Annotated in this window: 14 protein-coding genes; 1 reads left to right on the top strand and 13 read right to left on the bottom strand. The window is 54.7% G+C overall.

Annotation, left to right across the window (positions count from 1 at the left end; all coding sequences use genetic code 11):
* Positions 1-70: 70 nt before the first annotated feature.
* The 3 genes from Poly41_RS13335 to Poly41_RS13325 all read right to left on the bottom strand — a co-directional run bounded on the left by Poly41_RS13335 (position 71) and on the right by Poly41_RS13325 (position 4,648).
* Positions 71-1,711: an alpha-L-fucosidase gene (locus tag Poly41_RS13335; RefSeq protein ID WP_146526677.1), complete on the bottom strand. Its 1,641-nt coding sequence runs from the start codon at positions 1,709-1,711 to the stop codon at positions 71-73.
* A 140-nt stretch (positions 1,712-1,851) separates the two neighbouring features.
* Positions 1,852-3,087 carry a glycoside hydrolase family 117 protein gene (locus Poly41_RS13330; RefSeq protein ID WP_197231305.1) on the bottom strand — a complete coding sequence of 412 codons (1,236 nt, stop codon included), beginning with the start codon at positions 3,085-3,087 and terminating at the stop codon, positions 1,852-1,854.
* A gap of 292 nt (positions 3,088-3,379) precedes the next feature.
* Positions 3,380-4,648: a glycoside hydrolase family 117 protein gene (locus Poly41_RS13325; protein ID WP_146526676.1), complete on the bottom strand. Its 1,269-nt coding sequence runs from the start codon at positions 4,646-4,648 to the stop codon at positions 3,380-3,382.
* 285 nt (positions 4,649-4,933) lie between these two features.
* On the opposite strand from Poly41_RS13325, the gene Poly41_RS13320 reads away from it, so the two are divergent.
* Complete coding sequence (locus Poly41_RS13320) at positions 4,934-5,959, top strand: glycoside hydrolase family protein (RefSeq protein ID WP_146526675.1); 1,026 nt, start codon at positions 4,934-4,936, stop codon at positions 5,957-5,959.
* On the opposite strand, the gene Poly41_RS13315 is transcribed toward Poly41_RS13320, so the two are convergent.
* The 10 genes from Poly41_RS13315 to atpD form a co-directional block, all read right to left on the bottom strand.
* A complete protein-coding gene (locus tag Poly41_RS13315; protein WP_231615664.1) occupies positions 5,896-6,060 on the bottom strand; it encodes a GxxExxY protein in 165 nt (54 codons plus the stop codon). The two genes, Poly41_RS13320 and Poly41_RS13315, sit on opposite strands and share 64 nt — an antisense overlap.
* Before the next feature lie 179 nt (positions 6,061-6,239).
* Complete coding sequence (locus Poly41_RS13310) at positions 6,240-7,133, bottom strand: F0F1 ATP synthase subunit gamma (RefSeq protein WP_146526674.1); 894 nt, start codon at positions 7,131-7,133, stop codon at positions 6,240-6,242.
* A gap of 76 nt (positions 7,134-7,209) precedes the next feature.
* The gene (locus Poly41_RS13305; protein ID WP_146526673.1) at positions 7,210-8,706 is read right to left on the bottom strand and encodes an alternate F1F0 ATPase, F1 subunit alpha; all 1,497 of its coding nucleotides are present in this window, start codon (positions 8,704-8,706) and stop codon (positions 7,210-7,212) included.
* Positions 8,703-9,461 (bottom strand): F0F1 ATP synthase subunit B family protein, encoded by a 759-nt coding sequence (locus Poly41_RS13300; RefSeq protein WP_146526672.1) that lies wholly within the window; start codon positions 9,459-9,461, stop codon positions 8,703-8,705. Before Poly41_RS13300 ends, Poly41_RS13305 begins: the two co-directional genes overlap by 4 nt.
* A gap of 21 nt (positions 9,462-9,482) precedes the next feature.
* Positions 9,483-9,749 (bottom strand): F0F1 ATP synthase subunit C, encoded by a 267-nt coding sequence (locus Poly41_RS13295; RefSeq protein ID WP_146526671.1) that lies wholly within the window; start codon positions 9,747-9,749, stop codon positions 9,483-9,485.
* A 103-nt stretch (positions 9,750-9,852) separates the two neighbouring features.
* Positions 9,853-10,557 carry a F0F1 ATP synthase subunit A gene (locus Poly41_RS13290; RefSeq protein WP_146526670.1) on the bottom strand — a complete coding sequence of 235 codons (705 nt, stop codon included), beginning with the start codon at positions 10,555-10,557 and terminating at the stop codon, positions 9,853-9,855.
* Complete coding sequence (locus tag Poly41_RS13285) at positions 10,557-10,826, bottom strand: N-ATPase subunit AtpR (protein WP_146526669.1); 270 nt, start codon at positions 10,824-10,826, stop codon at positions 10,557-10,559. The genes Poly41_RS13290 and Poly41_RS13285 overlap by 1 nt, the downstream gene beginning before the upstream one ends.
* Before the next feature lie 82 nt (positions 10,827-10,908).
* Positions 10,909-11,208, bottom strand: coding sequence for an AtpZ/AtpI family protein (locus tag Poly41_RS13280; protein WP_146526668.1), 300 nt, complete (start codon positions 11,206-11,208; stop codon positions 10,909-10,911).
* Positions 11,205-11,597, bottom strand: a complete 393-nt coding sequence (locus Poly41_RS13275; protein ID WP_146526667.1) for a F0F1 ATP synthase subunit epsilon — start codon at positions 11,595-11,597, stop codon at positions 11,205-11,207. The genes Poly41_RS13280 and Poly41_RS13275 overlap by 4 nt, the downstream gene beginning before the upstream one ends.
* Positions 11,598-11,621: 24 nt before the next feature.
* Positions 11,622-13,016, bottom strand: a complete 1,395-nt coding sequence (gene atpD / locus Poly41_RS13270; protein ID WP_146526666.1) for a F0F1 ATP synthase subunit beta — start codon at positions 13,014-13,016, stop codon at positions 11,622-11,624.
* Positions 13,017-13,034: the final 18 nt, after the last annotated feature.

Genomic DNA, 13,034 nt, shown 5'->3' with positions numbered 1-13,034 from the left:
CGAAACTGTATGGCAGATTGCATGACGGTGTGAGTGCCGTCCAGCGACGGCTCTCTTTCATTGCCAAAGCTCAAGGGAGTTCCCGATCAAATTCAATCCGGATGGGGTAGGCGATTCCATAATCAGGTCGTTTGGGCATTTCGATCTTAAGGCCGTCGTTCATGGTCTGCCACGTCAACGGTTGTGGGATTCCTAGGAGCCGCACTGCTTGGATGCTCGTCCGATCGACGCCGGCAAGTGATGGGATGCTCGCCTCTTCCCCAGGCCAATCCAAGAAAGTTGCGTAGAGGATTGTATTTGTCTTGTCGCGGGTAAAGCGAATGTTGCCCTCCCGGGCGATCGTCCAGGGACGCGTGCCATAGATCGCCTCGCCATTGATGCGAAGCCAGTCGCCGATCTCCTTAACGATCCGCCGCTGCTCGGCATCGATCGTGCCGTCTCCGCGAGGGGCCACGTTCAATAGCATGTTGCCGTTGTTCGCGACGATACTGATCAGATGGTGAATCACTCGTTCCGCCGAACGGTAACGGTCATTTTTTCGGTAGTGCCAACTGCCTAGTGATGTGTCCGTTTGCCACGGATGCTCAAACGGCTTGTCCGGATCCTTCATCTCGAAGTCGTTGACGACGGCACTCGACAGCATCTCTTCCATCAAGGGAGTCGCAGCAACGTGTTTGATGTTGAGCACGGCTTCCATGCGTCCGTTGTTCCATTTTAGATTGGAATTGTAGTAGTGCGCCGCAATCTGAGGCAGCAGGTCGGGCATTCCGAGCACGGCGTTCAAACGCAGTGATTCGTTTTTGTCGAGTAGATGGTAGACGGCGTCGTCGAAATAGAGCAGGTCCGGCTGATAATTCTGAATCAGGTCATCCACGCGTAGCAGGAACTGCTGGACGAACTCAGGGCAGGGCTCGTTTTCCTTGTGGATCGGACCGTAGAGGTCGCGGGGATCGAGACCTTCCCACGGCGTCCCTTTGCCGTCCGCCTTGGCGGCGACGGCGCCATCATAGGGAACGCCCGCCATGGTCCCGCTGCGATCGCAGCCGTACCAAGCCGGCATGAACGTATTCCAACATCGGTAGGGCGTGTTGTGAAAGGTGACCCCGAATCGTAGGCCATGCTTTCGTGCCGCATCGGCCCACAGTCGGCACAGATCCTTTTGGGGTCCGATGTTCACGCTATTCCACGGCTGATATTTTGAGTCCCAGGAATCAAAGTTGTCGTGATGGTTGACCATAAAGGCGAAGTAGCGGGCACCGGCTTGTTGATAGAACTGGATCAGTTCGTCGGGATCGAAGCGTTCGGCTTTCCACTCACACATCAAGTCCTTCGCACCATGCTTGGATGGGTGCCCGTACGTTTCGACGTGATGTTGGTATTGCGGGTGTCCTTCGATGTACATGCTTCGTGAGTACCAATCGCCGGCTTCCGCTTGAGATTGTGGTCCCCAGTGCGCCCAAACGCCAAACTTGGCGTCGCGGAACCATTCCGGACAAACATAGAACTTGCGCAGGGAATCCCAGTTGGGTGCAAACGGGCCGTCCGCGATTTCAAACTTAGGCATCGGCACGCTCGGCCAAGCAGTCGCCCCAGAATCGGCCGTCACTTCGGAGGGTTTGTTTGGCGTCTCCGCCAAGCAAACGCCGAACCCCATCCCTGCGAAACATGCGATTCCGGCGACACCCAAACCAAAAATACGATTCTTCTTCATATCGATACTTCAAGTGGAGACAAGTTCAAAATCGTCAACCTCATGCCGAATGTACATTTGGCATCCTATCGCTTTCTCTCGTACATTTCGGTGGCGAATTCTATTGCAAGCTCCGGGAACCATGAGATCCGAGGCGATGGCTACTCGGTTTGTCTTTGGCGCGCAACTTCGATGGCACGATCGCGTTGAGCTTTGCTCAATTTTTGATTGAAGAACAATTCGACAGGAAAATAGACGTGATGCTTTTTCATGGCGGGATCGTTCACATCCAGGCTGAGGTCGCAGTCAAATCTTGCCAAGATTGCGTGATTCGCCTTCCAGTCGCCGGTGGCATTGGTGAAGTGCGAGAGACCCCAGGTGATTCCGCGGCCATCGGTGGTGTTGGTGAATGCATCGGCAATGAACGGTCCGCCAGCATTGGGCATGAGCTCCACAATGGATTGGATCTCAAAGTTGACCCAATCCTCGGCATATTGAATCGTGTTGTGCTCGTTGCCATCACGAATCACTAGCGCCGCCACGCCGCTTTTGAACGGGAAGAGTGTTGTCTCATGTCCAGAACCCATAACCGGATTGAGCGGGTGTTTCTTGAAGGGGCCCAGCGGGTGATCGGCAATCGCCAGTCCATGCATGCGAATGTTTGGTTTGCCGTTGCTGTCGGACTTGTAATAGAGATAGATTTTTCCGTCATGCACCAACGGATAGGGATCGTGAATCGAATACTGATCCCATTCGCCTTTGGCACCGTTCGGGATCACGATCTTGTTGCTGGGTATCCAGGGGCCATCGGGTGAGTCGGCCGAGGAGACCGCCACGGGACAGTCATCGCCACGCAGACCGCTGGCTTCCATGAATCCCTGGTAGTAAAGGTAGTACTTGCCTTCCCAAACGAGGATGTCGGTCGTGGTCACGCTGCGCCAGCCGACATTGGGTTGGGGCGGACGCGGCACGGCGACTCCTTGTTCTTTCCATAGAAAGCCGTCTTCGCTGGTGGCATACCAGATATCCGACAGATCCCAGTCGGCTGAGGGAATCGTGTCGGTGCTGTTCTGCGCTCCCTGGGGTGGCGTGGGTGTATGGCGTTTGGTGTACCAAACGTAGTACTTGCCATCGGCGAAGATCACCTTCGACGGATCACGACGCGAGATCGTGCCGTCGCCGCCGTTGTAATCGAATCCTTCGAGTCGCGTGTATTTGAACTGCGTGTAGAGTTCATTGTTCTCGGGGCGAGCCGCGGGGTACACCGTGTAATTGCGTTCCAACGCAGCGCTCAATGGGCGATCCGGTTTTTCATCGGGGAACTTGTAGGGGAAGCCTCCCTGAGGATGATTCTGCGCGACCAGTTGGCCTGACAGGACGAGCATTGCCAGAGTCATTCCACACCATCCACACACATTCTTCATATCGATTCCCCTGTTCCTAAAACCTTGTTCTGACAGATTCTCACTATTTATGGTTGCCCAGTCAGCTTAGCATCGTACGAGAAATCACTTTCGAATTTCCATTTGTGAGCGGCAAGGCGGGAGCCCAATACCGCTAAATCGAGGTCCAGTTTTAGCGGCACGGCGCAAACCGTCCGGTATCGAGGCCTCGCCAATTCCATAGTAAAACCGGGCGGCTCGCGCCGCTCCGCTAACAAAAAAGCATCTCGATTTAGCGTCATTCCGCTCACTTAGTTCCCGCACGTTGCCTAGCCGTCTGTTCCAATTGACGCTGCCGTTGTTTCTTGCTCAACCCTTGTTGATAGTGCATTTCCGGGGTGAAGTCGATCTGATGCCGCTTCATTTCCGGGTCATCAACGTCTTGGCTGAGGTCGCAGTCGAATCTTGTGAGCACGGTGTGATTGCGTTTCCAGTCATTGCCGGCGTTGGTGAAATGGGAAATCCCCCAGGTGATACCGCGACCGTCTTTGGTGTCGGTGAACGCGTCGGGAACAAACGGGCCAGCGGCAGTCGGCAGCAGTTCGGTGATCGCCGCTATCTGAAAGTTCACCCAATCCTCAGCATATTGTATGGTGAAGTGCTCTTGGCCATCACGGATTGCCAGACACGCCGCGCCCTTCTTGAAAGGGAAAACCGTCGTCTCATGGCCGGAATTGACGACCGGGTTGAGTGGGTGCTTGTTGAACGGGCCGAGCGGAGTGTCCGCAATGGCGATCCCATGGCAGATCCACACGTTGCCCGGTCGGTTGAACGCCGACTTGTAGTAGAGAAAGATTTGACCGTCGTGAACCAGTGGGCACGGGTCATGAATCGAAAACTGATCCCACTCGCCCTCAGCTCCGTTTTCAATCACGATTTTGTTCGCAGCCGTCCAAGGTCCATCGGCGGAATCCGCCCATGACACCGCGACCGGACAGTAATCACCTCGCTTGCCGCTGGCTTCCATGAAGGCTTGATAGTAAAGATAGAACTTGCCTTTCCATTTCAGGATACCGGGCGTTGTCACGCTGCGCCAGCCCGGTTCAGGTTTGGGGGGGCGAGGCACGGCCACGCCTTGTTCTTCCCAGTGGAAGCCATCTTCACTGGTGGCATACCAAAGATCACTCAGGTCCCAGTCCGTCGAGGGAATCGTTTCGGTACACCCCATCGGCCCCATCGGCTTGGTCGGCGTCTCTCGCTTCGTATACCAAACGTAGTATTTCCCCTTCTCAAACAGCACTTTGGTCGGATCGCGGCGGGAAACCGTGCCATCGCCACCATTGTAGTCCAATCCCTCAAGCTTGGTGTACTTGAATTGCGTGTACAGCTCGTTGTCATTGATGTGCGGTGCTTCATGCCCATTGAAGGTGCGATCCATCGCTGCGCTGAGTTCTCGATTGCGAGCCTCCTCGGTCACCGCATACGGGAATGCCTTTGTAGACTCGTCACCCGACGATGGGCTGACACAGGCTAGGACGGCAATCCAGGCCATTCCCAAAAGGATGGTTTTCTTCATTACGCGACGCCTCACCGATTGGAATCTTGGACACAGGGAGAATACGATTGCATCAGTATTCATTCGCAGTGCAACGTTAATTACAAGAGTCTACTGAAAATACTCCGAGGTGACACTCGACCATGTTTTACCGATGCGAATGTTGTTAAGTTGAATGGGGGCACTGTTCCTGGCAATCAGTGTGCTTCCCTGACGTTACGAGCGATGCAGCCCGGCATCCTCTGGATCAAGGGGTTGCAGACAGGCAGCCAGGGAGCCCTCAAATACAACGAAAGAAGCGTACCCATGAAAAAACACCTCGAGTCACTCCTACGTGGCGTCATCGCCTGGACCATCGGATCCGTTTGCGTTGTCGCAGACGAACCTCCAGTGCGAACCGGCGTGCAGATACCGGCGATCGTCGGTGACTACACTTTGATCTACAAGCCGCAGCCCGATGTGTACTCAGGACAGGATACCCAAAACTACAAGAACGGGGAAACCTACACTCACTGGCAGACGAACGACCACACCTATATCAAAGGCCCGGACATGGATGGCTCAGGCGATCGGTGGCATTGCTTTGGCATCACCCGCCCCGACAAAGCTGAGAATGATGGCGTCCATGAGGGAGAAGGGACTTGTTTCCATGCGCTGGCACCGATTGGGAAACTGGCGACTGCAATGCGTCCGCAGGTTTGGATTGACCAACCGAAACTCGATGTAAGCGGTTGTGGCTGGGCACCTCATTGCATCAAGATCGGCGAGGCTTTCTCGCTCATCAGCTCAACCAATGGACGAGCCGAATCGATCGATTTATTCGACTGGAGGGACAAAGGCAAACTCAAGGTCAAGGGAGAGAATACGCGAGATCCCGATGTCTTGTTTTGGAATGGGACCTATTACCTGACTCGCTGCAGCAACCGATCCGTGAGCCTGGTAACGTCGGTGGATTTCGTGAATTGGACCGATCCGGTCAACATCTTCACCGCGCCGCAGGAAAGCTGGAACTGCGAATCCCCAACCTTGGTTGAGCGTCATGGAGTCTTCTATTTGTTTTGGTGCTTGTGGGATAGCGCAGGTTCAGGGGAGCAGCTCGAGGCATTGTATGATGGCCATGACCCGTCCACCTACGACTATCGTACGTTTGTCTATGCTTCGGATACACCGATGGATTTCCACGATCGGGATCCCGTTGCTCAGCTCGCAGCACACGCTCCCGAGATCATTCAGGATGAAGAGGATCGCTATTTTATTTCCAGCGCAGACTATCCACAGCGGGGGATCAACCTTGCGCGGCTGGTGTGGATACCTCGTAAACCGAGCTCATGACAAAGGGCCTCTTCGTAGATCGTCTCCAGCAGACCAGGGCCGAGAATGCGATGCACTTCGATTGCTGCGCCAATGATCTTTTCCGTCAATTCATCGCTCATTTCTCTGTGCCCTCGGTGATCTCTGTGGCTACCCTGAAGCCCGTACTCGATTCTTTCACGCATCCCGTCCGAATGACACTCAATCAACGTCGCAAACTTCAGTCCGCTGCCAATACCGATACGAGCATGCAAGCTTGTTTTGCCACAGAGACCACGTAGGTCGCCCACCCGGTATCGATTCACGGTGGGGAGCCATCGTGCTTCGTTCTTAACGCCTCAAATCCAGTTACGACGTCGAGCAACTCTTCGGTGATCGCGGATTGCCGCAGTCTATTGAAGTCCGATTGTAGCTCATCAAGCCGTTCTTCAATGTTCTTCTCCGCTGCCTGCATCGCAGCAATCCGGCTGGCGTTCTCACTGGCCAATGATTCCGCACAGACGCGGTAGAGAGAAACAAGCAAGTACTGTCGGGCAAGCTGCGAGATGAGTTGCCGACGCGGAGCAGCGAATGTGGGTAGTGATCGCGATTGCCACTTTCTCTCTCGCCAAGCATCGACTCGCCCGGAATCGATCGGCAGCAGTTGACTGTGTTGCGACTCAAAGGACGATGCCGCAGCACGGCGATTGGAATAGGTATGAATCGCGCCGATATCGCACTCCGTACGCAATTGTTCGATCCTCGGAATCATCGCTTGCACCAAGTCATTGATCTCCGATACCGATGTCGGCACGGAGTAGGTTTCATCGACCTTCCATCCGACGTCAATGAAGGCCGCTCGGGCGCGAGCACCAACAACGAGCAGACCCGTGGGTGGATCGTCACTGGCTTGTCGATGATACTCGATCGCGAACTCAGCGATCCGTTCGTTGAACTGGCCGCACATCCCTTGATCGCTACCGAAGACGATTGCGCCGATCTTGGCGGCCGGACTGGGTTGGTCGAGTGCCCGACGTTCGCCTCGCAAGGCGATTTGAAAGCCGAGTTCGACTGTGCGGTTGTAGTCGGCCAGAGCATCTGCGGCCTGTTCGTACTGGTGAATACTGACAGCGGCCAACGTCTTCATCGTCGAGACGACCGAGTTAAGATCGGTCGCCGTGTCGATTTGTCGGCGAAGGTTTTCTAGGGTTGTCATGGGCAAACGAAGTTGAAAACTGCATGGTGAAGAAACTTGCTCGGACGAGACTCCGTAGTTTTTCACCACACATGTTTCACCTTCCCTCCGTCAATATTACCACGTCATCTTCGGACAGTTTTCCCCCTTCCAGGATCCTCGCCCCCAACTCTGGAAAGTCTTTCTTCATCACATCTTGCACTTCCAGTTCCGCTCGCCTGATCTCAATCGGATCGACCTCGTCGAACCGACCGCTTGTGACTGCCAGCAACGACGCAATTTGCTCTGGCACTTCCAACGGTTGGAATTGGGGTTGTTTCAATATCTCTCGGATTCGTTTTCCACGCTCCAACGTCTTTCGAGTGTCCTCGTCCAACTGGCTACTGAAACGTGCGAATTTTTCTAACTCTTCAAATTGCGAATACGTTAACCTCAAGTCGCCAGCGACCGCTCGATAGGCGGGCAACTGAGTCTTTCCACCGACGCGTGAAACGCTGCGACCGACATCAACCGCTGGCAGGATTCCTTTGCGGAACAGGTTCGGCGATAGATAGACTTGTCCATCCGTGATCGAAATTAGGTTCGTCGGAATGTAAGCCGACACATTCTGAGCTTCGGTTTCGATAATCGGAAGAGCCGTCAATGAGCCTCCGCCGGCGTCTGTACGCAAATGCGTTGCTCGTTCTAGCAGTCGCGAGTGAACGTAGAAGATGTCTCCTGGAAACGCCTCTCGCCCAGGCGGTCTGCGCAGCAACAAGGAAACGTGCCGATACGCACGAGCGTGAGCGGTTAAGTCGTCATAAACGATCAATACGTCGCGACCTTGCTCCATGAAATTCTCGCCAATCGTCGTCGCTGCATAGGGGGCGACGAACTGGACGCCTGGCGGTGCGTCATTGGCACCGATCACGACCACTGTGTTTTGCAGTGCATCATGCCGCCGCAGATTGTCGATCACGCGAGCGACGTTGGTGCTTCGCTGGCCAATGCTACAGTAGATGCAAATCACATCACGGCAGCGTTGGTTGACAATTGCGTCCACTGCGATCGCTGTCTTACCCGTTTGGCGGTCGCCGAGTATCAATTGACGTTGTCCGCGTCCAATCGGGATCAGTGCATCAATGACCTTCAATCCGGTTTGCAGCGGCACGGTCACCGGCGCACGCTGTATGATAGGCGGTGCATCACGTTCGCATGGCAATCGTTCCAATGCATCGAGCGAGCGACCACTGTCGAGCGGACGACCGATCGGATCGATAATGCGACCGAGTAAGCCATCGCCAACGGGCGTGTCCAGTACGCTGTGCGTCCGCTCGACTCGTGTTCCTGCCTGCAATCGCTCGCTATCATCCAGCAGCACGCATCCCACCTCGTCACGATCCAGGTTGAATGCGTAGCCGCGCAGGTTTCCTGCGAAACGCAGCATCTCGTCCGCTTGAACGTGCGGCAACCCATGCACGCGAGCGATGCCACGTTCGACATCGCTGACCGTCCCCGTCTCTCGAACCTTCAATGTTGCTGTGTGTTGGTCGATAACTCGGTGAAGTTTGAGCGATGTGTCGTCGATCGCATCCTGGTAGCTAAGTTCGCTCATCCCATTTTCAACGCTTTGCTGAATTGTTGGTCGATTTCATTGATGAACTCCCCCGCGTTCCACGTCAAACTGTATCCGCCAGCGACAAGCTCGATGCCACAGATGAGTTCCTCGTCGATCTCAAAGTGAAAGGCGATTCCTGGACCGAGTGAGTCATGAACGGCATCGCGTAATCGCAGCTGCTCTTCTTCCCCCAATTCGCATCCACTACGGATGACGATCGTGTCTTGCGAATCCTTCAAGTTTTGTAAAATCTGATCGCGTTGTTTGCTGTCGATGTCGCTGAGTCGGCGAATGAATTGGCTAACCATGCCGGCTTGCAACGGTGTGTCGGCGAGTAGTGCGAGCGTTTGCCTGGCGATGGCGGTTGCCAATTTTGCTGTTTCTCGCTGTGTTTCATGTCGCTGCTGTTGCTGGTCACGTTGGAACGCCTCGGTCCACTGGTCGCGACGTCGATCGACCTCGCGGCGTGCGTTTTGGATCAATTGTTTGCGTTGATCGTCGGCGTCTTGTTTGGCTTTCCCGAGTAGTTCTTCGCGGCGACTGTCGAGATCAGAAGATTTCTGTTGGTAGGTTTGCTTTTCCTGTTCCGCTTGCCTTCGCTGCCGATCCGCCTCGTCCAAGCGATCTGCGATCCTTTGTTCCCGCTGACTCATTGCCTTCGTGATCGGGCCATAAAGTAACCATCGCAACAGCCCGACTAAGATCAGGAAGTTGATGATTTGTGCGACGAAGGTAAACCAATCGATATCCATCTTGAAGCGGGGGACGTTGGGTTACTGTGCAAAATGGTCCCAATACGGATTGGCGAACAATAGGATCATCGCGACGACGAAACAATAGATCGCGGTCGATTCGATCATTGCCAATCCAACGAAGAGAGTCCGTGTGATGGTGTTGGAGGAATCGGGTTGTTGGGCAATCGAGTTGAGTGCTTGCGAAACCGCGCGGCCTTCCCCGAGTGCTGGGCCAATCGACCCGATCGCGATTGTTAAACCCGCCGTAATGATTGAGGCCAAAGCGACCATCGTATCGCCGTCCATCGTGTTCTCCTGTGTTTGAAACAACGCCAAGCGGCTTGGCCGAAAAAATACGTGGCCCAGGCTTCAAGCCTGGGGGTGATGCAAACCCAGCTCGAAGCCTGGGCTAGGTCCCTGACGACGGGGGCCGCCGCGCCACGTTTGCCGACGCGATATAGACCATCGCCAATACTGCGAAGATGTAGGCTTGGATCATTCCGGTCAACAACCCGAGTGCTTGCATCAACACCGGCACAAAAAATGGCACAAAACCGATCAAGATGGCTGCAATCACCGTGCCGCTCATCATGTTGCCATACAACCGAACCGCCAACGCCAAGGTCCGAGACACCTCTCCAATCGCATTGAACGGTAACATCAAAAGGGTCGGTTGGACGTAGTGCTTGAAGTAGCCGCCGATTCCCTGTGACGCGATTCCAAACAACGGAACCGCGATGAAGACACAAGTGGCCAATGCTGCGGCGGTCGAAAGGGAACCGGTAGGCGGTCGATAGCCAGGCACGATACTGAGCAGATTTGCCATCGCGATGAACAAGAACAGGGTTCCAACAAACGGCAGGTACTTCCCTGGCTCTTGTCGGCTGACATCGCGAATCTGGTCCCGGATCCCAGTCACGAGCACTTCCAGTAGATTCTGAAAGCGCGGGATATCGGTCCCCGTTGTCAGTCGCCGCGTGACGAGCCATGAACTCGTCGCCAAAATCGCCATGACCAGCCAAGTGAACACGATCGTGGCGTTCAGCTTGACGACTGGCCAGATTTCCCATTGCCACAGTATCCAATTGTCGGGCGAGATCTGAATACTATCCACTAGAGTGCCTCCTGCGCGACCCATCGCACACCAACTGTGCGAATCAGCACAAAGCCGAGAACGCCTGCAAGCAGCAATCGCCAATCATCTTGACGTGCCAAAACCACGAATCCAGCGAGCAAGACAAGCATCCGCACGATCAAACTCGTGAAGTAGAACGACCACGGCAATCTCGTTTTCGGCAGACGCTGGACCGTCCACCACAGCGACCCGAGGAAGAACATCCCCAAGGCTATACCTGATAGAAATGCGAATGGGATTGACATCATGATTGCACCTTGTTTCGTAGCGGATTCCGTTAACCGTTGCGACCGCTCGGGATCACGGTTCCGAACATCTTGACGACTTCCCCTACGTTTCTTGTTTGATCCACCACCATGCGTTCAAACAACCAACGGCGACGCCCATGACCAACAGCATTAGTGTCCACGAAAACCGACTCGGCCACTGCTTATCGATCCAAAGCCCCAACATGATACCCAGGAGTGTCGGCACGGTGACCGACCAACCGACCAACCCGAACATCCCCAAACCGAACCATGCCGAACGCTCTCCTTCGCTTCTGGCGGCCATCTTTCGAGTTTGTTTCGTATCGACTTCTCGCTGCAAGTCAGCCTTCAGATTTGAGCGTTTCGAATCTTGGGTGTTCACGGCGTTTGCTCAGCGAAATCCATGTACCGGCGTAAGAAACTCGCTTCCAACTTTGCGGTGGCGGCATGAGCGGCTCGTTGCCGGTCATCCAACGTTGCAAATTCTTCGCGAACGGTTGTCTTCAATTGTTCCAAGTTTGTTCCCGCTGTCGCCTGGGCGGACGAAACGAGTACCTCGTTGTCTTGTTTCACCAAGACTCCATCCCCAACAGCGGCAAAATGCTCAACTCCAGCCTCGTCCTCCCAACTGAGCAAACCAGGGACCAACGCAGCAAGAAAATCGACGTGCTGAGGGAGCAAGCAAAAACTTCCGTGCGTACCTTCAGCGACGATCTTGGTAACCGATTGATCGACGACCCTTCTCGCCGGGGTTAGTAGTTTTAGTTTCATGATGCTCCGATCGATTGCTCTTCGCTACCTTTGCCCCACTTCATTCACACTACCGACCATATACAACTCCCGTTCCGACGTCTCTTCAAATTCGTCATCCATGATCCGTTCACAACCATCCAAAGTCTGCTCGATTTCAACCGTCCGTCCCTTGTGTCCGGTGAACTGTTCGGTTGTGAAGAACGGCTGTGTCAGAAACCGCTCCAAGCGGCGTGCTCGATTGACTGTTCTCCTGTCATCTCGCGACAATTCTTCCATGCCCAACATCGCGATAATATCTTTCAGATCATCGTAGTTTGCTAACGTGTGTCGAACGTCGTTCGCAGTCCGATAATGACGATCTCCAACCACGTGCGGCAACATCATTTCCGAACTGGACTTCAGTGGATCGATTGCTGGATAAAGCCCTTCCGAAGCACGTTTGCGTGACAAAACCACGGTCGCCGACAAATGCGAGAAGGTATGCACGGCACTCGGGTCGGTAAAGTCGTCCGCTGGCACATACACCGCCTGGACCGACGTGATTGCGGCGGAAGACGTCGTGCAAATTCGCTCCTCAAGCTCCGCCAGATCATTCGCTAACGAAGGTTGGTATCCCACTCGCGATGGCAACTGGCCCATCAAACCCGAGACTTCCATTCCTGCTTGAACGAAACGAAAGATATTGTCAATCAACAGCAACACATCCTGCTTCGCCTCGTCGCGAAAGTACTCTGCCATCGTCATCGCTGCATGTCCAACACGGAACCGTGCTCCCGGTGGCTCGTTCATCTGCCCGAACACCATCACCGTGTGATCTCGTACGCCCGCTTCGCCCATTTCGCGGTACAACTCCTCCGCCTCTCGGCATCGCTCACCAATCCCACAAAACAAACTGATCCCTTCGTGCTTGCCGACGACATTGTTTATCAACTCGGTGATCAGCACGGTCTTTCCCACACCCGCTCCACCGAACAGTCCCGCTTTGCCACCCCGTTCCAAAGGCGACAACAAATCGATCGCTTTGATTCCTGTCATGAAGACTTCGGATTTGGTAACACGGTGATCGATCGCGGGTGGCGATTGATGGATACTCTGTTGTGTGACGTCCCGAAGAGGATCGCCGTCGTCAATCGTGTTTCCGAACACGTCTAACACGCGGCCTAACAACGGCTTGCCCACGGGGACTTGCATTGGACGCCCGAGGTCACGGATCGTCGCTCCTCGAGCCAGGCCACGCAGTGACGTAAGTGCGATCGCCCGAACGGTTTTCGCGTCGAGCTGGCTGGCGACTTCCGCGACAACATCGCCATCATCGCCGACTCGCAATTCGTGATTCATCCGAGGCAGTGTTTCGGGAAAGACGGCGTCGAGAACGCTACCGCGCACCGCCACGACCCGCCCCTCGTTTGGAGGTTCCGTAAATCCCGGTTTGATCATCTTCTTGTTACTTATGAG

The sequence above is a fragment of the Novipirellula artificiosorum genome (assembly GCF_007860135.1).
GTDB classification, from domain to species: domain Bacteria; phylum Planctomycetota; class Planctomycetia; order Pirellulales; family Pirellulaceae; genus Novipirellula_A; species Novipirellula_A artificiosorum.
The sequence above is the reverse complement of the archived record's forward strand: the minus strand, read 5'-3'. Positions and strand labels throughout refer to the sequence as shown.

Coding starts and splice junctions, on each gene's coding strand:
- Poly41_RS13335 (WP_146526677.1), bottom strand. CDS start 1,711: ATGAAGAAGAATCGTATTTTTGGTTTGGGTGTCGCCGGAATCGCATGT.
- Poly41_RS13330 (WP_197231305.1), bottom strand. CDS start 3,087: ATGACTCTGGCAATGCTCGTCCTGTCAGGCCAACTGGTCGCGCAGAAT.
- Poly41_RS13325 (WP_146526676.1), bottom strand. CDS start 4,648: ATGAAGAAAACCATCCTTTTGGGAATGGCCTGGATTGCCGTCCTAGCC.
- Poly41_RS13320 (WP_146526675.1), top strand. CDS start 4,934: ATGAAAAAACACCTCGAGTCACTCCTACGTGGCGTCATCGCCTGGACC.
- Poly41_RS13315 (WP_231615664.1), bottom strand. CDS start 6,060: ATGAGCGATGAATTGACGGAAAAGATCATTGGCGCAGCAATCGAAGTG.
- Poly41_RS13310 (WP_146526674.1), bottom strand. CDS start 7,133: ATGACAACCCTAGAAAACCTTCGCCGACAAATCGACACGGCGACCGAT.
- Poly41_RS13305 (WP_146526673.1), bottom strand. CDS start 8,706: ATGAGCGAACTTAGCTACCAGGATGCGATCGACGACACATCGCTCAAA.
- Poly41_RS13300 (WP_146526672.1), bottom strand. CDS start 9,461: ATGGATATCGATTGGTTTACCTTCGTCGCACAAATCATCAACTTCCTG.
- Poly41_RS13295 (WP_146526671.1), bottom strand. CDS start 9,749: ATGGACGGCGATACGATGGTCGCTTTGGCCTCAATCATTACGGCGGGT.
- Poly41_RS13285 (WP_146526669.1), bottom strand. CDS start 10,826: ATGATGTCAATCCCATTCGCATTTCTATCAGGTATAGCCTTGGGGATG.
- Poly41_RS13275 (WP_146526667.1), bottom strand. CDS start 11,597: ATGAAACTAAAACTACTAACCCCGGCGAGAAGGGTCGTCGATCAATCG.
- atpD (WP_146526666.1), bottom strand. CDS start 13,016: ATGATCAAACCGGGATTTACGGAACCTCCAAACGAGGGGCGGGTCGTG.